The organism is Escherichia sp. E2661, from assembly GCF_004745185.1.
Lineage (GTDB): Bacteria > Pseudomonadota > Gammaproteobacteria > Enterobacterales > Enterobacteriaceae > Escherichia.
In genome coordinates this window covers 143,659-169,775 of record NZ_PDIG01000011.1, presented here as the reverse complement: position 1 = coordinate 169,775, position 26,117 = coordinate 143,659, and the positions used below count along the sequence as shown (strand labels likewise).

Here is a 26,117-nt window from a genome sequence, read left to right as displayed (position 1 = left end):
TTACGTATAGTGACGACAATTTTTTTTATCGGGAAATTTCAATGATCAGTTTGATTGCGGCGCTAGCGGTAGATCGCGTTATTGGCATGGAAAACGCCATGCCGTGGAATCTGCCTGCCGATCTCGCCTGGTTTAAACGCAACACCTTAAATAAACCTGTGATTATGGGCCGCCATACCTGGGAATCCATCGGTCGCCCGCTACCTGGACGCAAAAATATTGTCATCAGCAGCCAGCCGGGTACGGACGAGCGCGTAACGTGGGTGAAATCGGTGGATGAAGCCATTGCGGCGTGTGGTGACGTACCAGAAATTATGGTGATTGGCGGCGGTCGCGTTTATGAGCAGTTCCTGCCAAAAGCGCAAAAACTGTATCTGACGCATATTGACGCGGAAGTGGAAGGCGACACCCATTTCCCGGATTACGAGCCGGATGACTGGGAATCGGTATTCAGCGAATTCCACGACGCTGATGCGCAGAACTCTCATAGTTATTGCTTTGAGATTCTGGAGCGGCGGTAAGTTTGTATAGAATTTACGGCTAGTGCCGGATGTGACGCCGGTCGCGTCTTATCCGGCCTTCCTGTATCAGGCTGTGTTTAAGACGCCGCCGCTTCGCCCAGATCCTTATGCCGGTTCGACGGCTGGACAAAATACTGCTTATCTTCCCAGCGCAGGCAGGTTAATGTACCACCCCAGCAGCAGCCGGTATCCAGCGCGTAAATACCTTCCGGCGTACCTTTGCCTTCCAGCGATGCCCAGTGACCAAAAGCGATGCTGTACTCTTCAGCGACGGGGCCAGGAATCGCAAACCACGGTTTCAGAGGGGCAGGGGCTTCTTCCGGCGATTCTTTGCTGTACATATCCAGTTGACCGTTTGGAAAGCAAAAGCGCATACGGGTAAAGGCGTTGGTGATAAAACGTAATCGCGCCAGACCACGCAAATCTGGTGACCAGTTGTTCGGCATATCGCCGTACATGGCATCGAGGAAGAAAGGGTAAGAGTCGCTTGACAGTACCGCTTCTACGTCACGTGCGCACTCTTTCGCGGTCGGTAAGTCCCACTGCGGCGTGATCCCCGCGTGGGCCATCACCAGCTTTTTCTCTTCATCGATTTGCAACAAAGGCTGACGACGTAGCCAGTTAAGCAGTTCGTCGGCATCAGGCGCTTCCAGTAGCGGCGTGAGACGATCTTTGGGTTTGTTGCGGCTTATGCCTGAAAATACTGCCAGCAGATGCAGATCGTGATTGCCCAGCACCAGACGTACGCTGTCGCCTAAGGATTTCACATAGCGCAGAACATCAAGCGAACCAGGACCGCGCGCAACCAGATCGCCCGTCAGCCAGAGGGTATCTTTCCCAGGGGTAAATTCCACTTTATGCAGCAATGCGATCAGTTCATCGTAACAGCCATGAACATCGCCAATAAGGTATGTCGCCATAATTTTTTAATGAATGAATATTGGAACGGCGAGTCGGAATACGGGAATGTCGATGATAAAGGGAACGCCGTTCTCATCAATCATTTCGTAGTGACCCTGCATGGTGCCCAGCGGGGTTTCGATAATCGCGCCGCTGGTATACTGGTACTCTTCGCCAGGCGCGATATGCGGTTGGACGCCCACCACACCTTCGCCCTGGACTTCTGTTTCACGGCCATTGCCGTTAGTGATCAGCCAGTAACGCCCCAACAACTGCACTGGCGCTCGCCCCAGGTTGCGTATGGTTACGGTATAAGAAAAAAACGTAACGTTCATTATCAGGTGAAGATTGTGCCTCAATGTAGACGCTTTGAACCTGAATACACACTCGGGGCGAATTGATCATTGTTAACTCTCCTGCAAAGGCGCGTTCTCCGCCAGATAGTTCGCCATCTGGCAATATTGCGCGACAGAGATATTTTCCGCTCGCATCGCCGGGTCGATCCCCATTCCCGTTAACACCTCGACGCTAAACAGGTTGCCGAGGCTGTTACGAATGGTTTTACGACGCTGGTTAAAGGCTTCAGTGGTGATACGACTCAGCACGCGAACATCTTTAACCGGGTGAGGCATCGTCGTGTGCGGAACCAGGCGCACGACGGCGGAATCCACTTTGGGTGGTGGTGTAAAGGCTGATGGCGGCACTTCCAGCACCGGGATCACGTTACAATAGTATTGCGCCATGACGCTTAATCGACCATACGCCTTGCTGTTCGGTCCTGCAACCAGACGATTCACTACCTCTTTTTGCAACATAAAGTGCATGTCGGCAATGGCATCAGTATAGCTAAACAGATGGAACATCAACGGTGTGGAGATGTTATACGGCAGGTTGCCGAAAACACGCAGCGGCTGGCCCATTTTCTCTGCCAGTTCACCGAAGTTGAAGGTCATCGCATCCTGCTGATAAATCGTCAGTTTCGGGCCTAAGAATGGATGCGTTTGCAGGCGCGCTGCCAGATCACGGTCAAGTTCGATGACTGTCAGCTGGTCCAGTCGTTCGCCAACCGGTTCGGTTAAAGCTGCCAGACCGGGGCCGATTTCGACCATTGCCTGGCCCTTTTGCGGGTTAATGGCAGAAACAATACTGTCGATCACGAACTGATCGTTGAGAAAGTTTTGCCCGAAGCGTTTACGGGCTAAATGGCCCTGGTGGACTCGATTATTCATTGGGTATTAACAATCATTTTGATGGCGAGATTAAGCGCCGTAATAAAACTGCCGACATCGGCTTTGCCACGTCCCGCCAGTTCAAGCGCGGTGCCGTGGTCCACTGATGTGCGAATAAAGGGCAGGCCCAGCGTAATGTTCACACCGCGCCCGAAGCCCTGGTATTTTAGCACGGGAAGACCCTGATCGTGGTACATCGCCAGCACGGCGTCGGCGTTGTCGAGATATTTCGGCTGAAACAGGGTATCGGCAGGCAACGGCCCGTTGAGTTTCATTCCCTGCGCCCGCAGTTCGTCGAGAACGGGAATGATGGTGTCTATCTCTTCCGTGCCCATATGACCGCCTTCGCCCGCGTGCGGATTCAGGCCACAGACCAGAATGCGCGGTTCGGCAATACCAAATTTGGTTCGCAAATCGTGATGCAAAATAGCAATCACTTCGTGCAGAAGCGCAGGGGTGATGGCGTCTGCAATATCGCGCAGCGGTAAATGCGTTGTTGCCAGCGCCACGCGAAGTTCTTCGGTTGCCAGCATCATCACCACTTTTTTTCGCCTGCGAGCGTTCTTCAAAAAACTCGGTATGACCGGTAAACGGAATGCCTGCGTCGTTGATAACGCCTTTATGCACCGGACCTGTGATCAGCGCAGCAAATTCACCTTTCAGGCAACCGTCGCACGCGCGTGCCAGCGTCTCCACCACATAATGCCCATTCTCAACTGCTAATTGTCCCGCAGTGCAGGTACACGTAGTGCAATGGGAAGTAGCGTCAGCGTTCCCGCAGATTGCGGTTGCGCAGGGGAGTCGGGGGAATAAGGGCGGAGGTTAAGCGGTAAACCGAGCATCGCTGCCCGGTCGGTAAGGAGAGTGGCATCGGCACAAACAACCAGTTCGACCGGCCACTCTCGTTGTGCAAGCTGGACAACTAAGTCCGGGCCAATCCCGGCGGGTTCGCCGGGAGTGATCACAACACGTTGGGGTTTAACCATTAGTTGCTCAAAATTTTCACATAAGCGCTGGCGCGTTGTTCCTGCATCCAGCTTGCTGCTTCTTCCGAGAACTTACGGTTCATCAGCATGCGGTATGCACGATCTTTCTGCGCCGCATCGGTTTTATCGACATTACGGGTGTCCAGCAGTTCGATTAAATGCCAGCCGAATGAAGAGTGAACCGGTGCACTCATTTGACCTTTGTTCAGGCGGGTCAACGCATCACGGAAGGCTGGATCGAAAATATCTGGCGTAGCCCAACCGAGATCGCCGCCCTGATTTGCAGAGCCAGGATCCTGAGAGAACTCTTTTGCTGCGGCAGCAAATGTGGTTTTACCGCTCTTGATATCCGCAGCAATTTGTTCCAGTTTCACGCGGGCCTGTTCGTCAGTCATGATAGGCGACGGTTTCAGCAGAATATGGCGAGCATGAACTTCGGTCACCGAGATATTTTTGCTTTCGCCGCGCAGGTCGTTAACTTTCAGAATGTGGAAGCCAACGCCGGAACGAATTGGGCCAACAATGTCGCCTTTCTTCGCGGTGCTTAATGCCTGGGCGAAGATCCCCGGCAGCTCCTGAATGCGACCCCAGCCCATTTGGCCGCCGTTCAGCGCTTGCTGATCGGCAGAGTGAGCGATAGCCAGTTTGCCGAAGTCTGCACCGTTACGTGCCTGCTCGACAATGGCTCGCGCCTGAGTTTCCGCCTCATTCACCTGTTCAGAAGACGGGTTTTCCGGCAGCGGGATCAGGATGTGGCTTAAGTTCAGTTCAGTGCTGGCATCATTTTGATTACCGACTTGCTGCGCCAGAGCTTCAACTTCCTGTGGCAGGATAGTGATGCGACGACGCACTTCGTTGTTGCGCACTTCCGAGATAATCATCTCTTTGCGGATCTGATTACGATAGGTGTTGTAGTTCAGACCATCGTAAGCCAGACGGCTGCGCATCTGATCCAGCGTCATGTTGTTCTGTTTGGCAATGTTGGCAATCGCCTGATCAAGCTGCTCATCGGAGATTTTAACCCCCATTTTCTGCCCCATCTGCAGGAGGATTTGATCCATGATCAAACGTTCCATGATTTGGTGGCGCAGCGTAGCGTCATCAGGAAGTTGCTGCCTTGCCTGGGCAGCGTTCATTTTTACCGACTGCATTAATCCATCAACGTCGCTTTCCAGCACGACGCCGTTATTGACGACGGCTGCGACTTTATCGACTACCTGGGGGGCAGCGAAACTGGTATTCGCAATCATGGCGATACCGAGAAGCAGCGTTTTCCAGTTCTTCATACTTTTTCCATTTCAATTAACCGCACTGCGGATTACGTGGTAAATCAACAAATCACAAAGAGTTTTGATACGGCAGAATGTTCGAACGCAGCATCTCTTGCGTACCCAGACCGTAGTTGGAACTCAGGCCACGAAGTTCGATGTTAAAGCCGATTGCGTTGTCATATATCGCATGTTGTTTATCGTTATCCCAACCGTTCAGCTTACGCTCATAACCGACGCGAATCGCATAGCAGCAGGAGCTGTATTGCACACCTAACATTGAGTCGGCTTGTTTGTTCGCATTGGTGTCGTAGTAGTACGCCCCGACAATCGACCAACGATCGGCGATTGGCCAGCTAGCGACTGCACCCACCTGCGAAATGCCATTCTTATACTGCTCGGCAGTGGAATAGTATTTAGGCAGTGTAGCCTGAATATATTCCGGGCTGGCGTAGCGATAGTTCAGCTGTACCAGACGGTCTTCATCCCGACGGTATTCAATGCTGGTGTTACTGGTGGCTACGTTATCCAGACGAGTATCGTACTGAATACCGCCACGCAATCCCCAGCGCTCGGCGATGCGCCAGTAGGTATCGCCTGCCCATACCAGTGAGCCCGTTTTGTCGTCATTCTCCCATGTTATGTTGTCATCGCCGGTGCGAGACTCCGTGAAATAGTAGATTTGACCAACGGAAATATTAAAACGTTCAACGGCTGCATCATCATATACGCGAGTTGTGATACCGGTCGTGACCTGGTTCGCGGAAGCAATACGGTCAAGACCGCCATAAGTCCGGTCCCGGAACAGGCCCGAGTAGTCGGATTGCAGCAATGATGAGTCATAGTTATAGATGTCGCTCTGATCGCGATACGGCACATACAGGTATTGTGCGCGCGGCTCCAGCGTCTGGGTGTAACCCGGCGCCAGCATTTCCATATCACGTTCGAAGACCATTTTGCCGTCAACTTTAAATTGCGGCATTACGCGGTTAACAGAATCTGCCAACTTATTGTTTTGTGGGTTGCTGTTATACCAGTCGAGATTGGTCTGCTGATAATGGGTAGCCAGCAACTTCGCTTCGGTATTGATACTGCCCCAGGTGTTGGATAACGGCAGGTTGATCGTCGGCTCCAGATGAACGCGAGTAGCCTCCGGCATGTTACTGTTTGTATTAACAAAATGCACTGCCTGACCATAAACTCGGGTATCAAACGGGCCGAGATCGTTATGGTAGTAGTTGACGTCTAACTGTGGTTCAGCGGCATAGCTGTTGCCACTGGTATCATCAAAAACCTGGAATTGTTTAGTCGAAAGCGTGGCGTCAAAGTTCTGCACCGCATAGCCCACGCTGAATTTTTGCGTGGCATAACCATCGGTACTGGAACCATATTTATTATCAAAATCATTGAAATAGGTCGGGTCGCTGACTTTGGTGTAGTCGATGTTAAAGCGCCAAACCTGGTCCATCACTCCAGAGTGTTGCCAGTAGAACAACCAACGGCGTGAATTGCTATCTTCTGGATGTTCATCTTCATAGACTTTATCCGAAGGCAGATAGTCCAGTTCCATCAAGCCTGCGCCGGCCTGGGTGAGATAACGGAATTCGTTTTCCCACATAATGTTGCCACGACGATGCATATAATGCGGCGTGATGGTGGCATCCATATTTGGCGCGATGTTCCAGTAATACGGCAGGTAGAACTCAAAGTAGTTGGTGGTGGTGTACTTGGCGTTCGGGATCAAGAAACCAGAACGGCGTTTGTCACCCACCGGCAACTGTAAATAGGGGCTGTAAAAGATCGGAACCGGACCCACTTTAAAACGGGCGTTCCAGATCTCCGCGACTTGTTCTTCGCGGTCATGAATAATTTCGCTACCCACCACGCTCCAGGTATCAGAACCTGGCAGACAGGAGGTAAAAGAACCGTTATCCAGAATGGTGTAGCGGTTTTCGCCACGCTGTTTCATCAGGTCTGCTTTACCGCGCCCCTGACGCCCCACCATCTGATAATCACCTTCCCAGACGTTGGTGTCTTTGGTGTTCAGATTCGTCCAGCCTTTTGGCCCTTTGAGGATCACCTGGTTATCGTCGTAATGGACATTACCGAGCGCATCGACGGTACGTATCGGCTCCGGTTGTCCTGGCGCCTCTTTTTGATGAAGCTGTACTTCATCGGCCTGCAGACGGCTGTTACCCTGCATGATATCCACGCTGCCGCTAAACACGGCGTCATCGGGGTAGTTCCCCTTTGCATGGTCAGCATTAATCGTCACGGGTAGGTCATTGGTATCGCCCTGTACCAGAGGACGGTCATAGCTTGGCACACCCAACATGCACTGTGAGGCGAGGTCGGCTGCCAGTCCCTGTTGACTATAAAGGGCGGTGGCAATCATGGTGGCCAGGAGAGTGGGGATACGTTTTTTCATACGTTGATTTTATTGTTCCATCATCGGTAACGTTGCGCGTGACAAACGGTCAGAGACTAACGTACTCGTCATCTCTACGCTAGTGTTAATCCTGTCCGAATAGCGTCTGTGGTGTTAGGCACGGCATTGAATGACAGGTATGATAATGCAAATTATAGGCGATGTCCCACAATTGACCGTAGCCGGAAAACGGTAAAAGCACCTTTATATTGTGGGAGATAGCGCTGGTTTCCGTAAGTCCATTTGGGGAATATATGCAGTATTGGGGAAAAATCATTGGCGTGGCCGTGGCCTTACTGATGGGCGGCGGCTTTTGGGGCGTAGTGTTAGGCCTGTTAATTGGCCATATGTTTGATAAAGCCCGTAGCCGCAAGATGGCGTGGTTCGCCAACCAGCGCGAGCGTCAGGCGCTGTTTTTTGCCACCACTTTTGAAGTGATGGGGCATTTAACCAAATCCAAAGGTCGCGTTACCGAGGCTGATATTCATATCGCCAGCCAGCTGATGGAGCGAATGAATCTTCATGGTGCTTCCCGTACTGCGGCGCAAAATGCGTTCCGGGTGGGAAAATCAGACAATTACCCACTGCGCGAAAAGATGCGTCAGTTCCGCAGTGTCTGCTTCGGGCGTTTTGATTTAATTCGCATGTTTCTGGAGATCCAGATTCAGGCGGCATTTGCTGATGGTTCGCTGCACCCGAATGAGCGAGCGGTGCTGTATGTCATTGCTGAAGAATTAGGCATCTCCCGCGCCCAGTTTGATCAGTTTCTGCGCATGATGCAGGGCGGTGCACAGTTTGGCGGCGGTTATCAGCAGCAGTCCGGCGGTGGTAACTGGCAGCAAGCGCAGCGTGGCCCGACGCTGGAAGATGCCTGTAATGTGCTGGGCGTGAAGCCAACGGATGAGGCGACCACCATTAAACGCGCCTACCGTAAGCTGATGAGTGAACACCATCCGGATAAGCTGGTGGCGAAAGGTTTGCCGCCTGAGATGATGGAGATGGCGAAGCAAAAAGCGCAGGAAATTCAGCAGGCGTATGAGCTGATTAAGCAGCAGAAAGGATTTAAATAAGTTTCAAAGTGTAGGCCTGATAAGACGCGGCCCGCGTCGCATCAGGCAATCGGCGCAAAATTGCCGGATGCGGCGTGAACGCCTTCTCCGGCCTACCGAACTTCGCCAGCGTGACGATTAAAAATCCGCTGGCGCTTTAAACGTCATACTATTGCCATACGCCGGATGGGTAATCGTCAACATCTCTGCATGTAGCAACAAACGCGGTGCCATTGCTCTCGCTTCTGGTGATGCATAAAAACGATCGCCGAGAATCGGATGACCCAGCGCCAGCATATGCACACGCAACTGATGCGAACGCCCGGTAATCGGTTTTAACACCACTCTTGCCGTGTTATCCGCCGCATACTCCACCACTTCATATTCCGTCTGCGCAGGCTTGCCCGTTTCGTAACAGACTTTCTGTTTCGGGCGGTTTGGCCAGTCGCAAATCAGCGGTAGATCCACCAGACCTTCTGCGGGGGATGGATGCCCCCAGACGCGGGCCACATACTGTTTTTTCGGCTCGCGCTCGCGGAACTGGCGTTTTAACTCCCGCTCCGCGGCTTTGGTCAGCGCCACTACAATCACCCCGCTGGTAGCCATATCCAGACGATGCACCGATTCTGCCTGCGGATAATCACGCTGAATGCGCGTCATCACGCTGTCTTTGTGCTCTTCCAGACGACCCGGCACAGACAACAAACCGCTCGGCTTGTTGACCACCATAATGTGGTCATCCTGATACAGGATAACCAACCAGGGTTCCTGCGGTGGATTGTAGTTTTCCATCCCCATTTTCGGCTCCGTTACTGATGCGTTACAACGATCAAACGCAGGGCATCCAGACGCCAGCCTGCCTGATCCAGGCTTTCCATTACCTGCTGACGGTTGCTCTCAATGGCGGTCAGTTCGTCGTCACGAATGTTCGGGTTCACTGCGCGCAGCGCTTCCAGACGAGACAGCTCGGCAGACAGTTTTTCGTCGGCTTCGTTACGCGCTGCATCAATCAATGCACGGGCAGATTTCTCGATCTGCGCTTCACCCAACTGGAGGATAGCGTGAACATCCTGCTGCACGGCGTTAACCAGTTTGCTGCCGGTGTGACGGTTCACCGCGTTAAGCTGACGGTTAAAGGTTTCAAACTCCACCTGCGCCGCCAGGTTGTTGCCGTTTTTATCCAGCAGCATACGTACCGGTGTCGGCGGCAGGAAGCGGTTAAGCTGCAACTGCTTCGGCGCCTGGGCTTCAACCACGTAAATCAGCTCTACCAATAGTGTACCTACCGGCAATGCTTTGTTTTTCAACAGTGAAATCGTGCTGCTACCAGTATCGCCAGAGAGGATCAGATCCAGACCGTTGCGGATGAGCGGATGCTCCCAGGTAATAAACTGTGCATCTTCACGCGCCAGCGCCACTTCACGGTCGAAGGTGATGGTAATACCGTCTTCCGACAGGCCAGGGAAGTCCGGCACCAGCATATGATCGGACGGCGTCAGCACGATCATGTTGTCGCCGCGATCGTCCTGATTGATACCGATGATATCGAACAGGTTCATGGCGAAGGCGATCAGGTTGGTATCGTCATCCTGCTCTTCAATGCTTTCTGCCAGTGCCTGGGCTTTTTCGCCACCGTTGGAATGGATTTCCAGCAGGCGGTCACGACCCTGTTCCAGCTGTGCTTTCAGCGCTTCATGTTGCTCGCGGCAGTTTTTGATCAGATCGTCAAAGCCTTCGGTTTGATCCGGTGAAGCCAGATAGTTAATCAGATCGTTGTATACGCTATCGTAAATAGTGCGTCCGGTCGGGCAGGTGTGCTCGAATGCATCCAGACCTTCGTGATACCAGCGCACCAGTACTGACTGAGCGGTTTTTTCCAGATATGGCACATGGATCTGAATATCGTGCGCCTGACCGATACGATCCAGACGACCAATACGCTGCTCCAGCAGATCCGGGTTGAACGGCAGATCGAACATTACCATGTGGCTGGCGAACTGGAAGTTACGTCCTTCAGAACCGATTTCCGAGCACAGCAGTACCTGCGCGCCGGTGTCTTCTTCGGCGAACCAGGCGGCAGCGCGGTCACGTTCGATAATCGACATGCCTTCGTGGAACACCGCGGCGCGAATACCTTCACGTTCGCGCAGTACTTGCTCCAGTTGCAGCGCAGTGGCAGCTTTGGCGCAGATCACCAGCACTTTCTGAGAACGATGGCTGGTCAGGTAGCCCATCAGCCATTCAACGCGCGGATCGAAGTTCCACCAGGTGGCGTTATCGCCTTCAAATTCCTGATAAATACGCTCCGGGTAGAGCATATCGCGAGCGCGATCTTCAGCACTTTTGCGTGCGCCCATAATGCCGGAGACTTTAATAGCGGTCTGATACTGCGTCGGCAGCGGCAGCTTAATAGTGTGCAGCTCGCGTTTCGGGAAGCCTTTCACACCGTTACGCGTGTTACGGAACAGCACGCGGCTGGTGCCGTGGCGATCCATCAGCATCGAAACCAGTTCCTGACGGGCGCTCTGGGCATCTTCGCTGTCGCTGTTTGCTGCTTGCAACAGCGGCTCAATATCCTGCTCGCCGATCATCTCGCCAAGCATGTTCAGTTCGTCATTGCTCAGTTTGTTACCTGCCAGCAGCATGGCAACGGCGTCCGCAACCGGACGATAATTTTTCTGCTCTTCAACGAACTGCGCGAAATCGTGGAAACGGTTCGGGTCCAGCAGACGCAGACGGGCGAAGTGGCTTTCCATTCCCAGTTGTTCCGGGGTTGCGGTCAGCAGCAGAACGCCCGGCACGTGCTCTGCCAGTTGTTCAATAGCCTGATATTCACGGCTCGGCGCGTCTTCGCTCCACACCAGGTGATGCGCTTCATCGACCACCAGCAGATCCCACTCGGCTTCACAGAGGTGTTCCAGACGCTGTTTGCTACGACGGGCAAAATCCAGCGAGCAAATCACCAGCTGTTCGGTGTCGAACGGGTTGTAAGCATCGTGCTGAGCTTCGGCATAACGCTCATCATCAAACAGCGCAAAGCGCAGGTTGAAACGGCGCAGCATTTCCACCAGCCACTGATGCTGTAAAGTTTCCGGTACGATAATCAGCACACGTTCAGCAGCGCCAGAGAGCAACTGCTGATGCAGGATCATCCCAGCTTCAATGGTTTTCCCTAAACCCACTTCGTCAGCCAGCAGAACGCGCGGCGCGTGGCGGCGACCAACATCATGAGCGATGTTGAGCTGGTGCGGGATCAGACTGGTACGCTGACCGCGCAGGCCGCTGTACGGCATACGGAACTGTTCGCTGGAATACTTACGCGCGCGATAACGCAGCGCAAAGCGGTCCATACGGTCAATCTGTCCGGCAAACAGACGGTCCTGCGGTTTGCTGAACACCAGTTTGCTATCAAGGAAAACTTCACGCAGGGCCACGCCGGACTCTTCATTATCCAGGCGAGTACCGATATAGGTCAGCAAGCCATTTTCTTCTTTTACTTCTTCGACTTGCATCTGCCAGCCGTCATGGCTGGTAATGGTATCACCAGGGTTGAACATCACGCGGGTCACGGGGGAATCACTGCGTGCGTACAGACGGTTTTCACCAGTAGATGGGAAAAGTAATGTGACAGTTCGCGCATCCACCGCGACAACGGTTCCAAGTCCTAATTCGCTTTCTGTATCGCTGATCCAGCGTTGACCAAGTGTAAAAGGCATATGTGTTTGGCTCTATATCTTTAATTGCAGGCAATAACTACCCGCTACCAGGCTAATGTGGTAGTGGTGTTATTCAGGTCCAGGAATGGAAAGGGCGCTATGGTACTGGATGGCAAGGCATTCGTCACGCATCAAAATGGTATCTGACGAACTCTTTTTTTGCTCAAAATAGCCCAAGTTGCCCGGTCATAAGTGTAGCAAAATTATCCTCAATAAAGGGGAGTATTCCTTCCGCCACTGGCTGAAGCTGGCGGGTCAGATAGTGTTCGTAATCCAGCGGTGAACGTTGATAGTCCAGCGGCTCCGGGCCGTTGGTGGTCCATACGTACTTAATGGTGCCACGGTTCTGGTATTGCAAGGGGCGACCGCGTGTTTGGTTTTCTTCATCGGCAAGGCGTGCAGCGCGTACATGTGGCGGTACATTACGCTGATATTCGCTCAGCGGACGGCGCAGCCGTTTACGGTAAACCAGTTGGGCATCCAGTTCGCCCGCCATCAGTTTGTCGATGGTTTCGCGTACGTATTCCTGATATGGCTCGTTGCGGAAGATGCGCAGGTAAAGTTCCTGCTGAAACTGCTGGGCCAGCGGCGTCCAGTCGGTGCGCACGGTTTCCAGCCCTTTAAACACCATCCGCTGTTTGTCACCCTCCTGAATCAGCCCGGCATAACGCTTTTTACTGCCGGTATCGGCTCCGCGAATGGTTGGCATCAGAAAACGGCAGAAATGGGTTTCATACTCCAGTTCTAATGCGCTGGTCAGCCGTTGTTTTTGCAGCGTTTCCGCCCACCAGGCGTTAACGTGCTGCACCAGTGCACGACCGATTTTCGCCGCCTCTTCTTCCGAATGTGCGCCTTTCAGCCAAACAAACGTTGAGTCGGTATCGCCGTAGATCACGTCGTAGCCCTGCGCTTCAATCAATGCTTTGGTTTGCCGCATGATCTGATGACCACGCATGGTGATCGACGAGGCCAGGCGCGGATCGAAAAAGCGGCAGGCGGTGGTGCCGAGCACGCCATAAAAGGCATTCATAATGATCTTCAGAGCCTGCGACAGCGGCTTGTTGCCCTGACGTTTGGCTTCATCACGCCCGTGCCAGATGTTAGTCACAATCTCTGGCAGGCAATGTTTTTCCCGCGAGAACCAGGCATCGAGAAAACCTTCGGTGCTGTGCTGTGGATCAGGCTGCGCCATGCCTTCCACCAGCCCGACGGGATCAATCAGAAAGGTGCGGATGATCGACGGGTACAGGCTTTTGTAGTCTAGCACCAATACTGAATCATAAAGCCCTGGCCGCGAATCCATCACGTAGCCGCCAGGGCTGGCGTGCGGCGGCACTTCGCCGAGATTAGGCGCGACATAACCAGCGCGGTGCATTCGCGGAAAATAGAGATGACCAAACGCTGCCACCGAACCCCCGTGCCGATCCACCGGCAGGCCGTTCACCGTTGCTCGTTCGAGTAAAAATGGCATGATTTCAGTTTTGTGGAAAATCTGCGTTACCAGTTCGCAATCTTTCAGGTTATAAGTCGCCAGTGCGGGCTTATCTTCGGCGAAACGGCGGTCAATTTCGTCCATCCGATCCCACGGGTTATCGATAGATTTTCCTTCGCCTAATAGCTCCTGAGCGACAGTTTCCAGTGAGAATGAAGAGAAATTCCAGAACGCGGATTTCAGCGCCTCGATACCGTCGATAATTAGCCGACCTTTGGCCTGGGCGAAAAAGACGCCGTCTTTAAAGCCGTGCTCGCGCCACTCCAGCTCGCTGTTATCGCGCCCCAGACGCAGTGGAATACGGTAACGCTCGGCGTGTTTTTGCAGCATTCGCAGATCGAACTGCACCACGTTCCAGCCGATGATCACATCGGGATCGTGATTTGCAAACCAGGCGTTAAGTTTTTCCAGCAGCTGCGGGCGGCTGGCAACGTACTCCAGTTCGAAATCGAGCGTGGAGGCGTCGCCATTCTCTGGCCCCAGCATATAAACGATGCGCTGCCCGCAGCCTTCCAGGCCGATGCAGTACAGCTCACCGTGGCGGGTGGTTTCAATATCAATAGAAACCCACTTGAGCGGCGGACGATAGTCGGGATGCGGTTTCAGGCGAGCATTAACGATAGCGCCATTGCGCATATCTCCCTCGACCCACACTGGAGCGGTGATAAAACGCTCCATCAGATAGCGTTCTGGCGGGCGCACATCAGCCTCGTAGACGGTAACGCCACCTTCACGCAGGCGCTTTTCGTAATTCATCAACTGGCGATGGGCGCGACAGTAAAGGCCATACACCGGCTGACGGTGAAAATCCTTTAACGCCAGCGGTGTCAGACGAAAGCCTTGTTCACCCTGCAAAATATGCTGAGCGCGGAGAACCTGATCGGCGGGAATAAACGCCACGGACTCTTGCGGCGCAAGCGTAACGTGCAACGGCCCGTTGTCCGTTGCCAGCCAGAAAGAAACTTCGGTCCCTTGAGGGGTATCCCGCCAGTGTCGGGTTAAGATAAAACCTGCCTGCGCCACGCTGAAAATCCAATAAAAAACCAGGCTTGAGTATAGCCTGGTTTCGTTTGACTGGCTGTGGTTTTATACAGTCATTACTGCCCGTAATACGCCTTTGCACCATGCTTACGCAGATAGTGCTTATCCAGCAAGGTTTGCTGCATATCAGGGAGCTGCGGGGCCAGCTGGCGGCAGAAAATCCCCATATAAGCGACCTCTTCCAGCACGATAGCGTTATGCACCGCATCTTCGGCGTTTTTACCCCACGCAAACGGACCGTGAGAATGGACCAGAACGCCAGGCATTTGCGCTGCGTCGATACCCTGTTTTTCGAAGGTTTCAACGATCACTTTGCCCGTTTCCCACTCATATTCGCCATTGATTTCGGCGTCGGTCATTTTGCGGGTGCAGGGAATGGTGCCGTAGAAATAGTCGGCGTGGGTGGTGCCGGTAGCCGGAATTGACTGACCCGCCTGCGCCCAGATGGTGGCATGGCGGGAGTGGGTGTGAACAATGCCGCCAATGGACGGAAATGCCTGATAGAGCAGTCGGTGAGTTGGCGTGTCGGAGGAGGGCTTTTTCGTACCTTCAACCACTTCACCGGTTTCGATGCTGACCACGACCATATCGTCGGCGGTCATGATGCTGTAATCGACGCCGGAAGGTTTGATCACAAAGACGCCGCGCTCGCGATCAACGGCGCTGACGTTGCCCCAGGTCAGAGTGACCAGGTTGTGTTTTGGGAGCGCCAGGTTGGCTTCTAAAACCTGGCGTTTGAGATCTTCTAACATGTTGACTCCTTCGTGCCGGATGCGCTGTTGCTTATCCGGTCTACAAAATCGCAGCGCGTAGGTCAGATAAGACGCGCCAGCGTCGCATCAGGCGCTGAATGCCGGATGCGCTTTGCTTATCCGGCCTACAAAATCGCAGCGTGTAGGTCTGGTAAGACGCGTCAGCGTCGCATCAGGCGCTGAATGCCGGATGCGCTTTGCTTATCCGGTCTACAAAATCGCAGCGTGTAGGCCTGATAAGACGCGTCAGCGTCGCATCAGGCGTTACATACCTGATGCGGCTACTTAGCGACGAAATCCGTAATACACTTCGTTCCAGCGCAGCGCGTCTTTAAACGCTGGCAGGCGGGTATCGTTATCAATCACCGTGATTTCAATGTCGTGCATCTCGGCGAACTGGCGCATATCGTTGAGGGTCAGCGCATGGCTGAAGACGGTATGGTGCGCGCCACCGGCAAGGATCCACGCTTCGGAAGCGGTCGGCAGATCCGGTTGCGCTTTCCACAGCGCGTTCGCCACCGGCAGTTTCGGCAGGGAGTGCGGTGTTTTCACCGTGTCGATGCAGTTAACCAACAGACGATAACGATCGCCGAGATCAATCAGGCTGGCGACAATCGCCGGACCGGTTTGGGTATTGAAGATCAGGCGGGCAGGATCGTCCTTACCACCAATACCGAGATGCTGAACGTCGAGGATCGGTTTCTCTTCCACAGCGATCGACGGACAGACTTCCAGCATATGGGAGCCGAGCACCAGGTCATTACCTTTCTCGAAGTGATAGGTGTAGTCCTCCATAAAGGAGGTGCCGCCCTGCAGACCGGTTGACATCACCTTCATGATGCGAAGCAGGGCGGCAGTTTTCCAGTCGCCTTCGCCCGCAAAGCCGTAACCCTGCTGCATCAGACGCTGTACGGCCAGACCAGGAAGCTGTTTCAGACCGTGCAAATCTTCAAAGGTGGTGGTGAACGCGTGGAAGCCACCTTGTTCCAGGAAACGCTTCATCCCCAGCTCAATACGCGCCGCTTCCAGCACGTTCTGTCGTTTTTCGCCGTGGATTTGAGTGGCAGGCGTCATGGTGTAGCAGCTTTCGTACTCATCGACCAGCGCGTTAACATCGCCGTCGCTGATGGAGTTTACTACCTGCACCAGATCGCCAACCGCCCAGGTATTGACGGAGAAACCGAACTTGATCTGTGCGGCAACTTTATCGCCGTCAGTGACCGCCACTTCACGCATGTTATCGCCAAAACGGCAGACTTTCAGATGACGGGTATCCTGTTTAGATACCGCCTGACGCATCCAGGAGCCGATACGCTCATGTGCTTGTTTATCCTGCCAGTGACCGGTAACGACGGCATGTTGCTGACGCATACGCGCGCCGATGAAACCGAACTCGCGACCGCCGTGTGCAGTCTGGTTCAGGTTCATAAAGTCCATGTCGATGCTGTCCCACGGCAGCGCCGCGTTGAACTGGGTGTGGAATTGCAGCAACGGTTTGTTGAGCATGGTCAGGCCGTTGATCCACATTTTGGCCGGGGAGAAGGTGTGCAGCCACACCACCAGACCCGCGCAACGATCGTCGTAATTGGCATCGCGGCAAATTGCGGTGATTTCGTCCGGCGTGGTACCCAGCGGTTTCAGCACCAGTTTGCAGGGCAGTTTCGCTTCCGTATTCAGCGCATTAACGACGTGCTCGGCATGTTGGGTGACCTGACGCAGGGTTTCCGGGCCATACAAATGCTGGCTGCCAATTACAAACCACACTTCATAATTATCAAAAATCGTCATTGTCGTGTCCTTATAGAGTCGGAACGGCCTGGGCAGCCTGTGCCAGGGCGGAAGTTGGAAGATAGTGTTGTTCGGCGCTTACCGCCCACTGCTGATAGCGGCGATAAAGCTGTTCAAAGCGTTGTGCCTGTTCGCTGCACGGTTGCAGGGTTTTCTCTACCGCACTGGCCATTTTTTGTTGTGCTGTTGGGATGTCGGCATGCACTTTCGCGGCGACGGCAGCAAAAATCGCCGCACCGAGCGCACAGCATTGGTCAGAGGCAACAATTTGCAGCGGGCGATTCAGTACGTCGCAGCAGGCTTGCATAATCACCTGGTTTTTCCGCGCGATGCCGCCCAGCGCCATCACGTTGTTTACGGCGATCCCCTGGTTGGTGAAGCACTCCTGAATTGCGCGCGCGCCAAAAGCGGTAGCGGCAATTAAACCGCCGAACAGTAGTGGAGCGTCGGTAGCGAGGTTCAGGTCGGTAATCACCCCTTTCAGACGTTGGTTAGCGTTTGGCGTGCGACGACCGTTAAACCAGTCGAGTACTACTGGCAGGTGATCCAGAGACGGGTTTTGAGCCCATGCTTCGGTCAGCGCCGGAAGCAGTTGTTTCTGGCTGGCTTTGATTTGCTCTTTCAGTTCCGGATGCTGGGCGGCAAGCTGTTCCAGCGGCCAGCCGAGTACGCGACCAAACCAGGCGTAGATATCACCAAACGCCGACTGACCTGCTTCCAGACCGATAAATCCAGGAACAACGCTGCCATCAACCTGACCGCAAATGCCTTTAACTGCCCGCTCGCCAACGCTCTGTTTGTCGGCAATCAGAATGTCGCAGGTGGAAGTACCGATAACTTTTACCAGTGCGTTAGGCTGTGCGCCTGCGCCGACTGCGCCCATATGGCAGTCAAACGCGCCGCCGGAAATCACCACGCTTTCAGGCAGGCCGAGACGCTGCGCCCATTCCGGGCATAAGGTGCCCACCGGAATATCGGCAGTCCAGGTGTCAGTGAACAGCGGGGAAGGTAAATGACGGTTGAGGATCGGGTCCAGCTCATCAAAGAAACTGGCTGGCGGTAAACCGCCCCAGCTTTCGTGCCACAGAGATTTATGCCCGGCGCTACAGCGTCCGCGGCGAATATCCTGCGGGCGTGTGGTGCCGGAGAGCAGGGCGGGTACCCAGTCGCACAGTTCAATCCACGATGCGGCAGATTGCGCCACGGCGCTATCCTGGCGAGTCACATGCAGGATTTTTGCCCAGAACCATTCGCTGGAATAAATACCGCCAATATAGCGAGAGTAGTCAGTTTTGCCCGGTGTATGACACAAGCGGGTGATCTCTTCCGCTTCTTCAACCGCCGTGTGGTCTTTCCACAAAACGAACATCGCGTTCGGGTTTTCGGCAAACTCCGGGCGTAGCGCCAGCACGTTGCCGTCGGCGTCGATTGGCGCAGGTGTGGAGCCGGTACTGTCAACGCCAATGCCGACCACGTCAGCGCGTTGTTCGGCGCTAAGCGCGGCCAGCACGGTTTTCAGCACCACTTCCATTGACTCAATGTAGTCACGCGGATGATGACGGAACTGGTTATTTGGGGCGTCACAAAATTGCCCTTCCTGCCAACGGGGATACCACTCTACGCTGGTGGCGATCTCTTCACCGGTGGCGCATTCCACCGCCAAAGCTCGCACAGAATCACTGCCAAAATCGAGGCCAATTGCAATCGCCATCGTTTCACTCCATCCAAAAAAACGGGTATGGAGAAACAGTAGAGAGTTGCGAAAAAAAGCGTCAGGCAGGATCCGCTAATCTTATGGATAAAAATGCTATGGCATAGCAAAGTGTGACGCCGTGCAAATAATCAATGTGGACTTTTCTGCCGTGATTATAGACACTTTTGTTACGCGTTTTTGTCATGGCTTTTGCCCCCCTTTGTTACAAAATGCTTTTCACAAGCGGGGTTGCCGGTTGGATTAGCGAGAAGAGCCAGTAAAAGACGCAGTGACGACAATGTCTGATGCAATATGGACAATTGGTTTCTTCTCTGAATGGCGGGAGTATGAAAAGTATGGCTGAAGCGCAAAATGATCCCTTGCTGCCGGGTTACTCGTTCAACGCCCATCTGGTGGCGGGTTTAACGCCGATTGAGGCCAACGGTTATCTCGATTTTTTTATCGACCGACCGCTGGGAATGAAAGGCTATATTCTCAATCTCACCATTCGCGGACAGGGCATAGTGAAAAACCAGGGGCGAGAATTTGTCTGCCGGCCAGGCGATATTTTGCTATTCCCGCCGGGAGAAATTCATCACTACGGTCGTCATCCGGAGGCCCGCGAATGGTATCACCAGTGGGTTTACTTTCGCCCCCGCGCTTACTGGCACGAATGGCTTAACTGGCCGTCGATATTTGCCAATACCGGTTTCTTTCGCCCGAACGAAGCGCATCAGCCGCATTTCAGCGATTTGTTCGGGCAAATTATCAATGCCGGACAAGGGGAAGGGCGCTATTCGGAGTTGCTGGCGATAAATCTTCTTGAGCAATTGTTACTGCGGCGCATGGAAGTCATTAATGAGTCGCTACATCCGCCAATGGATAATCGGGTACGCGAGGCTTGTCAGTACATCAGCGATCACCTTGCGGACAGCAATTTTGATATTGCCAGTGTCGCACAGCATGTTTGTCTGTCTCCGTCGCGTCTGTCGCATCTGTTCCGCCAGCAATTAGGGATTAGCGTCTTAAGCTGGCGCGAGGATCAACGCATCAGTCAGGCGAAGCTGCTATTGAGCACGACTCGTATGCCTATCGCCACCGTCGGACGCAATGTTGGCTTTGACGATCAGCTCTATTTCTCGCGGGTATTTAAAAAATGTACAGGCGCCAGCCCGAGCGAGTTCCGTGCCGGTTGTGAAGAAAAAGTGAATGATGTAGCTCTCAGGTTGTCATAATTGGTAACGAATCAGACGATTGACGGCTTGACGGAGTAGCATTGGGTTTGCAGAATCCCTGCTTCGTCCATTTGACAGGCACATTATGCAAGCATTGCTGGAACACTTTATTACCCAATCCACTGTGTATTCATTGATGGCGGTGGTGTTGGTGGCCTTTCTGGAGTCACTGGCGCTGGTCGGTTTGATTCTGCCCGGTACGGTGCTGATGGCGGGGCTGGGGGCGCTGATAGGTAGCGGCGAGTTAAGTTTCTGGCACGCCTGGCTGGCGGGGATTGTTGGCTGCCTGATGGGCGACTGGATCTCCTTCTGGCTGGGCTGGCGGTTTAAAAAGCCGTTGCATCGCTGGTCATTTCTGAAGAAAAACAAAGCGCTACTCGATAAAACCGAGCATGCGCTGCATCAGCACAGCATGTTTACCATTCTGGTCGGGCGCTTTGTCGGGCCGACGCGCCCGCTAGTGCCAATGGTGGCGGGGATGCTGGATCTCCCGGTGGCAAAATTTATCACGCCAAATATTATCGGCTGCCTGTTATGGCCACCGTTTTACTTCCTGCCGGGGATTCTGGCGGGCGCGGCGATCGATATTCCTGCCGGAATGCAGAGTGGCGAGTTTAAATGGTTGCTGCTGGCGACGGCGGTGTTTTTGTGGGGTGGCGGTTGGTTGTGCTGGCGATTATGGCGCAGCGGCAAGGTAACCGATCGTTTAAGTCATTATTTGTCGCGTGGTCATTTGCTGTGGCTGGCACCGTTGATTTCTGCCATTGGCGTGGTGGCTCTGGTGGTGTTAATTCGCCATCCGTTGATGCCGATGTATATCGATATATTGCGTAAAGTGGTTGGGGTTTAGGGCATAGTCTTGTGCGGGGCGACTGATGCGGACAAAACGCACCCGTAGGTCGGATAAGGCGTTCACGCCGCATCCGACAGTGCATACTAACCCGTAATCCCCAATAGTGCCGAAGCACTCGCCTTACCGCTCAACAATTCATCGGTCTTACCCTGCCAGGCGATACGCCCGTCGGCGACCACCACCGAGCGCGTGGCGATCCGCGCCGCATCTTCCACACTGTGCGACACCATCAATAACGTCATTTTTTGCTGCTGGCAGCTCGTACTCACCAGCGTCAGCATCTCCTGGCGTAGCGCCGGGTCGAGCGCGGAGAACGGCTCATCGAGCAATAAAATCGGTTGTTCGCGCACCAGGCAACGCGCTAATGCCACGCGTTGTCGCTGACCGCCAGAAAGCTCGCCCGGTAACCGCGCCATTAAATTATCAATTCCCATCTGACGGGCAATAGCGTGCATTTTCTCCTGCTGTGCCACATTTAGTTTCAAGCCCGGATTAAGCCCCAGCCCGATGTTCTGCGCGACCGTCAGGTGACTGAACAGGTTGTTCTCCTGAAACAGCATCGATACCGGACGGCGTGACGGCGGCGTCGTGGTGTGATCAACGCCGTCGATAGTCAGCGAACCGCTGGCTGGCGTCAGAAAACCGGCGATCAAATTCAGTAGGGTACTTTTACCCGCGCCGCTTGGCCCGAGGATCGCCACCTGCTCGCCGCGCTCCACCGTTAAGCTAAAACGCATCGGCAAATGGTGGTAAAGCCAGGTGATATCAGTCAGTTTTAACATTTCGCCCCGGTAGTTTTTCAATCACGGTAAACAGCAGAAAACAGAGCAGCAGCAGAATTAACGCGGTGACCGCGCCGTCCTGGCTGCGATAGGAGCCAATTTGCTGGTAGAGATAAAACGGCAGGGTGCGGAAATCATCGTTACCGAACAACGCCACCACGCCAAAATCACCAATCGACAACACGCAGGCAAAGGCCAGCGCCTGCGCCAGCGGACGTTTCAGAGCGCGCAGCTCCACCACTTTTAAGCGCGACCAGCCTTCAATGCCCAGCGACTGACACAACATGCTGTAGCGGGCGGTGATATCGCGCATTGGGTTTTCCAGCACCTTCAGCGCGTAAGGGATCGCCATTAACGCATTGGTGAAAATCACAATGCCGTCAGCAGATTGTGGCAGGCCAATGGTGTTGTTAAGCAGCAAAAAGAAGCCGGTAGCCAGCACAATCCCCGGCATGGCGAGGATCAACATGCCGCTCATCTCCAGCGCCTGACCCGCCGGCATTTTTTGTCGCGCCCGCAGTTCGCGACTGCTCCATAGCAGCATCATGGTCAGCACTACGCACAATACGCCTGCCGCCAGTGCAATATGCAACGAGGTCCACAGCGCCTGCCACAGCACCGGTTGTGCCAGCACTTCCGGCAACTGGCGATTTACTCCATCGACGATCACCGCCAGTAACGGTGGCAGCAACAGCAGCAGCGCCAGCACGATCAACACAGTGTCGCAAATGCGGCTATGCAGACGCTCGTCCGGGTCGCGCCAGCCTTGCAGCAGCGTGGTGCCAGGCGCAATGGCCTTACTTAATCGCTGACTCAGCAGCACCAGACCGAGACAGCACACCATCTGGATCAGCGCCAGCATCGCCGCGCGGGCAGGATCGTAGTCGTAACTCAGCGCCTGATAGATTGCCAGCTCGATAGTCGTCGCTTGCGGACCGCCCCCCAGCGATAGCACGGTGGCGAAGCTGGCGAAACAGAGCATAAAGATAAGCGCAGCAACCGGCGGGATTTGTCGCCGTAACCACGGCCATTCGACGAAGCGGAAAAAATGCCAGCCGCGCATCCCAAGCTGGGCGGCAAGTTGACGTTGTTCGCCGGGAATGTTTTCCAGCGCCTGGAGTAATAAGCGGCTCGCCATCGGCAGATTAAAAAATACATGCGCCAGCAAAATGCCTTGCAGGCCGTAGGGCGAAAATGTCCACTCCAGACCAAGCGATTGCCAGAGCGATGCCAGCCAGCCCTGGCGACCATAGACGCTAAGAATGCCGAAAACGGCGACCAGCACCGGGAGGATCAAGGTCATTGCGCACAGACGCAACAGCGCCAACCGCCCCGGAAAGCGCCTGCGATAAAGCGCGCGGGCAAGGAATATTGCGGGTACGACAGAGAGCAGCGCCGAGAGAAACGCCTGCCAGAAGGAGAAGCGCACCACATGCCACAGGTAGCTGTCCTGCCAGATTGCCGCCCAGCTACCCTGCGGCGCGTTCCACCACAGGGCGAGAAACGCCGCCAGTGCAACCGCCACCACAAGCGTAGCGGCGCTTACACCTGGAATTAACCAGCCAGGAATTAACGGCTGACGGCGCGTTGCCATTCGCTAATCCATGCCTGACGTTGTGCTGCCACTTCGACTGGCGTGAACTCCAGCGTGGTGGCCGGTTTGGTCAATTGTTCAAACCCGGCAGGCAGCGTGACATTTGCCACCGGATACATCCAGTTGCCGGTTGGAATCGCATTCTGGAAAGCCGGAGAAACCATAAACTGGAGGAATTTTTGCGCCAGCTCCGGCTGCTTGCTGGCAGCGGTGCGGGCGGCAACTTCCACTTGCAGATAGTGACCTTCGCTGAAGTTCGCAGCGGCGTAGTTATCTTTTTTCTCTTCAAGAATGTGATAAGCCGGAGAGGTGGTGTAGCTCAGTACCAGATCGCTTTCGCCTTTTAAAAACAGGCCGTAGGCTTCGCTCCAGCCTTTGGTGACTGTGACGGTTTTCTTCGCCAGCTTCTGCCAGGCTTGCAGGGCGTCATCGCCATAGACTTTTTGCATCCACAACAGCAGACCCAGCCCCGGCGTACTGGTGCGCGGATCCTGATAAATTACCCGCCAGTTTTGATCGCTCTCAACCAGCTCCTTCAGGCTTTGCGGCGGATTTTTCAGTTTGTTCTTGTCATAAACGAAGGCGAAGTAGCCGTAATCAAACGGTACGAAAGTGTCATTATTCCAGCCGCCGGGAACGTTAACGGCATCCGCTGCCACACCGCTTTTGGCAAACAATCCGGTTTTGCTGGCGGCGTCTAACAAGTTGTTATCCAGCCCCAGCACCACATCGGCTTTGCTGTTTTTGCCTTCCATCCGTAGACGGTTGAGAAGCGAAACGCCATCTTCCAGCGCCACCAGTTTCAGTTCGCAATTACAGTCGGCTTCAAAGGCTTTTTTAACCACCGGACCTGGTCCCCAGTCGGCGGCGAAGGAATCGTAGGTATAAACAGTCAGAACGGGTTTAGCGAAAACAGGCGCTGTGCACAGCAACAGCAGGGGAAGACATTTTTTTAACACTTTGCACCTCAAAAAAAGAGTGGCAAAGGACTTGAGAAGGAGCCTCAAATCCCTTCGCCGGCGTTATCCGGATCAGGTTCGACGGGTATTTTCTCAGCGCACGCGTCTGCGTGGCACCCCGTTGAGAACGGCGTTAGTGTAGTGATTTTGTTATCAACCAGCAATCATGGATCCGGTGGCGCAAACCACGCTGATTTAAAATCGAACCAGCCGAGGGTGTTCATGCGCAGGCCGCGCATACTGCGTTGTCCCTGAATAATCAGCCAGTGGTGGATCAGCGGCACCATTGCTTTACTGGCGACCAGTTGCTGGCACCAGTTCGCCAGATTCATCTCGCCATTACGCCAGCGGGCGGCGTCGGCTTGCCAGTCGAGAGGAATACAGTGTTGTAGCAGCGGTACTTCGCACAAGTGCGCGAACAGCGAAAAATCCAGCGGCAGCGTAAAGTTGGCGCTGTTAAGCCAGATGTCGCTTTCGATCTCACCTTCGTGCCACTGATCGTAGCTGATCTCTTTGATTTCCAGCGTGACCTGGTGACTTGCCAGAATCTGCTGCATGATCCTGGCAATCACCCGATGTTCAATATGATCCTGATAAAAGGTCAGGGTGAGATGTTCCAGCCCGGCAGGTTTTTCGCAATGTGTTGGGCGGGCATGGTGCCAGCGGGGGAGCAACCCATAGGCCGGAAACCACAGTTGCTGGTACTGTTCCTCGGCGAAATAAACCAGATTGGTCGGCGAAAGTACATAGCTTATCCAGTCTCTGACTTGCTGATTCGCCCCGCGATGGGTGCGGCTGTCGAACAGTAGATAGTAGCAACCTTCTTCAAGGCGACTTTCAATCTCTTTTTCCTCGCCCTGCGGCCCTTTCAGCATCAGGCCTCCTGCGGGGTCATCGGCAATTTCCGGCAAGACCCAGACGTTAACTTCGTCGATTAATGCCCGATAACCGAAGAAATCATCGAATGCCTGAATTTTCAGTTGGTTAGTGCTGTTACGCATTACCGCATACGGACCGGTACCGATAGGGTGGCTGGCAAAATTGCTGAGGGTTTCCCATTCACGCGGCAGGATCATCGCCGGAACTTGCGCCAGCAGTAACGGCAACCAGTGGTCTGGCTGTGTGAGATGGATGTCCAGTGTCCAGGGCGTCGGCGACACAATGTCAGCAATATGCGAATAGAGCGGCAGCGTATTGATTCGTTTTAAAGAGGCGATGATGTCGTCCATTTCCAGTTCACGACCATGATGAAAATGGATCCCCGGACGTAAAAAGAAGCGCCAGTGAAGTGGGGAAATTTGCTGCCAGTGGTGGGCGATGTCCGCCTCCAGTTCCCCATTTTCCTCATTTATTCGGGTTAACGCACTGAAGATTTGCCGGGCGATATGGGTTTCGGAACGGCGCAATGCGCTGCCGGGCAGCAGGTTGCGCAACGGGCGATAGTAGAGCACGCGCAGGATATGCCGCCCCTGGCGGAAGCTGCGGCCCAGATGAGAAACCAGCATTTGCCGCACGGCAGTTTTATCACCGACTAACTGCACCAACTGGTCGATGCGATCCTGTTCCAGCAGGTCTTCCGCCCGCTGTTGCTGAAGCGCCAGCCCGGTGTAGAGGAATGTCAGACGCGAGCGTTTACCGCGCCCAACTTCAGCTTCCCATGTTAACCAGCCGCGATCTTGCATGGTGTTGAGCAGGGTGCGCATATGACGACGGGAGCAGCTCAATAACTCCGCCAGTTCGTTGAGCGTCGTGTCCTGCGATTTACCCTCGCAGCATTGCCACAGGCGGATGAACTGTTGTTGCAGACGAGCAGATGGCATAAAAGGGGAAC

The 26,117-nt window shown here is 54.1% G+C and carries 20 protein-coding genes, 2 pseudogenes and 1 riboswitch; of the genes and pseudogenes, 4 read left to right on the top strand and 18 right to left on the bottom strand.

Annotated elements, in window-relative coordinates; all coding sequences use genetic code 11:
* The first annotated feature begins 41 nt into the window (after positions 1-41).
* Positions 42-521 carry a type 3 dihydrofolate reductase gene (folA, locus tag CRI63_RS06360; RefSeq protein ID WP_135409456.1) on the top strand — a complete coding sequence of 160 codons (480 nt, stop codon included), beginning with the start codon at positions 42-44 and terminating at the stop codon, positions 519-521.
* A gap of 77 nt (positions 522-598) precedes the next feature.
* Here the strand turns inward: folA and apaH are convergent, their stop codons facing one another.
* From apaH to lptD, 8 genes and pseudogenes are all read right to left on the bottom strand, one after another.
* Positions 599-1,441: a bis(5'-nucleosyl)-tetraphosphatase (symmetrical) ApaH gene (gene apaH, locus CRI63_RS06355; RefSeq protein WP_130204871.1), complete on the bottom strand. Its 843-nt coding sequence runs from the start codon at positions 1,439-1,441 to the stop codon at positions 599-601.
* A 6-nt stretch (positions 1,442-1,447) separates the two neighbouring features.
* Positions 1,448-1,826, bottom strand: a pseudogene (apaG, locus tag CRI63_RS06350) (Co2+/Mg2+ efflux protein ApaG).
* A gap of 2 nt (positions 1,827-1,828) precedes the next feature.
* Complete coding sequence (gene rsmA / locus CRI63_RS06345) at positions 1,829-2,650, bottom strand: 16S rRNA (adenine(1518)-N(6)/adenine(1519)-N(6))-dimethyltransferase RsmA (protein WP_135518856.1); 822 nt, start codon at positions 2,648-2,650, stop codon at positions 1,829-1,831.
* Complete coding sequence (pdxA, locus tag CRI63_RS06340) at positions 2,647-3,231, bottom strand: 4-hydroxythreonine-4-phosphate dehydrogenase PdxA (RefSeq protein ID WP_346763491.1); 585 nt, start codon at positions 3,229-3,231, stop codon at positions 2,647-2,649. Before pdxA ends, rsmA begins: the two co-directional genes overlap by 4 nt.
* 70 nt (positions 3,232-3,301) lie before the next feature.
* Positions 3,302-3,346: pseudogene (locus CRI63_RS24670) on the bottom strand (hypothetical protein); the annotation flags it as partial.
* Between the two features lie 23 nt (positions 3,347-3,369).
* Positions 3,370-3,636 (bottom strand): hypothetical protein, encoded by a 267-nt coding sequence (locus CRI63_RS24270; RefSeq protein WP_240782726.1) that lies wholly within the window; start codon positions 3,634-3,636, stop codon positions 3,370-3,372.
* The gene (surA, locus tag CRI63_RS06335; protein ID WP_135518854.1) at positions 3,636-4,922 is read right to left on the bottom strand and encodes a peptidylprolyl isomerase SurA; all 1,287 of its coding nucleotides are present in this window, start codon (positions 4,920-4,922) and stop codon (positions 3,636-3,638) included. Before surA ends, CRI63_RS24270 begins: the two co-directional genes overlap by 1 nt.
* 52 nt (positions 4,923-4,974) lie before the next feature.
* A complete protein-coding gene (gene lptD, locus CRI63_RS06330) occupies positions 4,975-7,332 on the bottom strand; it encodes an LPS assembly protein LptD (protein WP_135518852.1) in 2,358 nt (785 codons plus the stop codon).
* Between the two features lie 254 nt (positions 7,333-7,586).
* Between lptD and djlA the strand changes: the two genes are divergently transcribed.
* Positions 7,587-8,402: a co-chaperone DjlA gene (gene djlA / locus CRI63_RS06325; protein WP_130204881.1), complete on the top strand. Its 816-nt coding sequence runs from the start codon at positions 7,587-7,589 to the stop codon at positions 8,400-8,402.
* A 117-nt stretch (positions 8,403-8,519) separates the two neighbouring features.
* Here the strand turns inward: djlA and rluA are convergent, their stop codons facing one another.
* The 6 genes from rluA to araB all read right to left on the bottom strand — a co-directional run bounded on the left by rluA (position 8,520) and on the right by araB (position 18,881).
* A complete protein-coding gene (gene rluA / locus CRI63_RS06320) occupies positions 8,520-9,179 on the bottom strand; it encodes a bifunctional tRNA pseudouridine(32) synthase/23S rRNA pseudouridine(746) synthase RluA (RefSeq protein WP_000525176.1) in 660 nt (219 codons plus the stop codon).
* Positions 9,180-9,190: 11 nt separating this feature from the next.
* Positions 9,191-12,097 (bottom strand): RNA polymerase-associated protein RapA, encoded by a 2,907-nt coding sequence (rapA, locus tag CRI63_RS06315; RefSeq protein ID WP_130217450.1) that lies wholly within the window; start codon positions 12,095-12,097, stop codon positions 9,191-9,193.
* A 163-nt stretch (positions 12,098-12,260) separates the two neighbouring features.
* Entirely contained in the window at positions 12,261-14,612 is a 2,352-nt protein-coding gene (gene polB / locus CRI63_RS06310; protein ID WP_135518850.1) for a DNA polymerase II, read from the bottom strand.
* A gap of 74 nt (positions 14,613-14,686) precedes the next feature.
* Positions 14,687-15,382: an L-ribulose-5-phosphate 4-epimerase gene (gene araD, locus CRI63_RS06305; protein ID WP_135518848.1), complete on the bottom strand. Its 696-nt coding sequence runs from the start codon at positions 15,380-15,382 to the stop codon at positions 14,687-14,689.
* A gap of 285 nt (positions 15,383-15,667) precedes the next feature.
* Entirely contained in the window at positions 15,668-17,170 is a 1,503-nt protein-coding gene (gene araA / locus CRI63_RS06300) for an L-arabinose isomerase (protein WP_089579456.1), read from the bottom strand.
* A gap of 10 nt (positions 17,171-17,180) precedes the next feature.
* Positions 17,181-18,881 carry a ribulokinase gene (araB, locus tag CRI63_RS06295; protein ID WP_135518846.1) on the bottom strand — a complete coding sequence of 567 codons (1,701 nt, stop codon included), beginning with the start codon at positions 18,879-18,881 and terminating at the stop codon, positions 17,181-17,183.
* A gap of 338 nt (positions 18,882-19,219) precedes the next feature.
* Between araB and araC the strand changes: the two genes are divergently transcribed.
* A complete protein-coding gene (araC, locus tag CRI63_RS06290) occupies positions 19,220-20,098 on the top strand; it encodes an arabinose operon transcriptional regulator AraC (protein ID WP_130217548.1) in 879 nt (292 codons plus the stop codon).
* A gap of 85 nt (positions 20,099-20,183) precedes the next feature.
* Complete coding sequence (locus CRI63_RS06285; protein ID WP_135518844.1) at positions 20,184-20,948, top strand: DedA family protein; 765 nt, start codon at positions 20,184-20,186, stop codon at positions 20,946-20,948.
* An 86-nt stretch (positions 20,949-21,034) separates the two neighbouring features.
* Here the strand turns inward: CRI63_RS06285 and thiQ are convergent, their stop codons facing one another.
* The 4 genes from thiQ to sgrR form a co-directional block, all read right to left on the bottom strand.
* A complete protein-coding gene (gene thiQ, locus CRI63_RS06280) occupies positions 21,035-21,733 on the bottom strand; it encodes a thiamine ABC transporter ATP-binding protein ThiQ (protein WP_135518842.1) in 699 nt (232 codons plus the stop codon).
* Positions 21,717-23,327: a thiamine/thiamine pyrophosphate ABC transporter permease ThiP gene (gene thiP / locus CRI63_RS06275; protein ID WP_135518840.1), complete on the bottom strand. Its 1,611-nt coding sequence runs from the start codon at positions 23,325-23,327 to the stop codon at positions 21,717-21,719. Before thiP ends, thiQ begins: the two co-directional genes overlap by 17 nt.
* Complete coding sequence (thiB, locus tag CRI63_RS06270) at positions 23,303-24,286, bottom strand: thiamine ABC transporter substrate binding subunit (protein ID WP_135518838.1); 984 nt, start codon at positions 24,284-24,286, stop codon at positions 23,303-23,305. The genes thiP and thiB overlap by 25 nt, the downstream gene beginning before the upstream one ends.
* 31 nt (positions 24,287-24,317) lie before the next feature.
* Positions 24,318-24,417: riboswitch (TPP riboswitch) on the bottom strand.
* A gap of 33 nt (positions 24,418-24,450) precedes the next feature.
* Positions 24,451-26,106: a DNA-binding transcriptional regulator SgrR gene (gene sgrR, locus CRI63_RS06265; protein ID WP_135518836.1), complete on the bottom strand. Its 1,656-nt coding sequence runs from the start codon at positions 26,104-26,106 to the stop codon at positions 24,451-24,453.
* Positions 26,107-26,117: the final 11 nt, after the last annotated feature.

Coding starts and splice junctions, on each gene's coding strand:
- folA (WP_135409456.1), top strand. CDS start 42: ATGATCAGTTTGATTGCGGCGCTAGCGGTAGATCGCGTTATTGGCATG.
- apaH (WP_130204871.1), bottom strand. CDS start 1,441: ATGGCGACATACCTTATTGGCGATGTTCATGGCTGTTACGATGAACTG.
- rsmA (WP_135518856.1), bottom strand. CDS start 2,650: ATGAATAATCGAGTCCACCAGGGCCATTTAGCCCGTAAACGCTTCGGG.
- CRI63_RS24270 (WP_240782726.1), bottom strand. CDS start 3,636: ATGGTTAAACCCCAACGTGTTGTGATCACTCCCGGCGAACCCGCCGGG.
- surA (WP_135518854.1), bottom strand. CDS start 4,922: ATGAAGAACTGGAAAACGCTGCTTCTCGGTATCGCCATGATTGCGAAT.
- lptD (WP_135518852.1), bottom strand. CDS start 7,332: ATGAAAAAACGTATCCCCACTCTCCTGGCCACCATGATTGCCACCGCC.
- djlA (WP_130204881.1), top strand. CDS start 7,587: ATGCAGTATTGGGGAAAAATCATTGGCGTGGCCGTGGCCTTACTGATG.
- rluA (WP_000525176.1), bottom strand. CDS start 9,179: ATGGGGATGGAAAACTACAATCCACCGCAGGAACCCTGGTTGGTTATC.
- rapA (WP_130217450.1), bottom strand. CDS start 12,097: ATGCCTTTTACACTTGGTCAACGCTGGATCAGCGATACAGAAAGCGAA.
- araD (WP_135518848.1), bottom strand. CDS start 15,382: ATGTTAGAAGATCTCAAACGCCAGGTTTTAGAAGCCAACCTGGCGCTC.
- araA (WP_089579456.1), bottom strand. CDS start 17,170: ATGACGATTTTTGATAATTATGAAGTGTGGTTTGTAATTGGCAGCCAG.
- araB (WP_135518846.1), bottom strand. CDS start 18,881: ATGGCGATTGCAATTGGCCTCGATTTTGGCAGTGATTCTGTGCGAGCT.
- araC (WP_130217548.1), top strand. CDS start 19,220: ATGGCTGAAGCGCAAAATGATCCCTTGCTGCCGGGTTACTCGTTCAAC.
- CRI63_RS06285 (WP_135518844.1), top strand. CDS start 20,184: ATGCAAGCATTGCTGGAACACTTTATTACCCAATCCACTGTGTATTCA.
- thiQ (WP_135518842.1), bottom strand. CDS start 21,733: ATGTTAAAACTGACTGATATCACCTGGCTTTACCACCATTTGCCGATG.
- thiP (WP_135518840.1), bottom strand. CDS start 23,327: ATGGCAACGCGCCGTCAGCCGTTAATTCCTGGCTGGTTAATTCCAGGT.
- sgrR (WP_135518836.1), bottom strand. CDS start 26,106: ATGCCATCTGCTCGTCTGCAACAACAGTTCATCCGCCTGTGGCAATGC.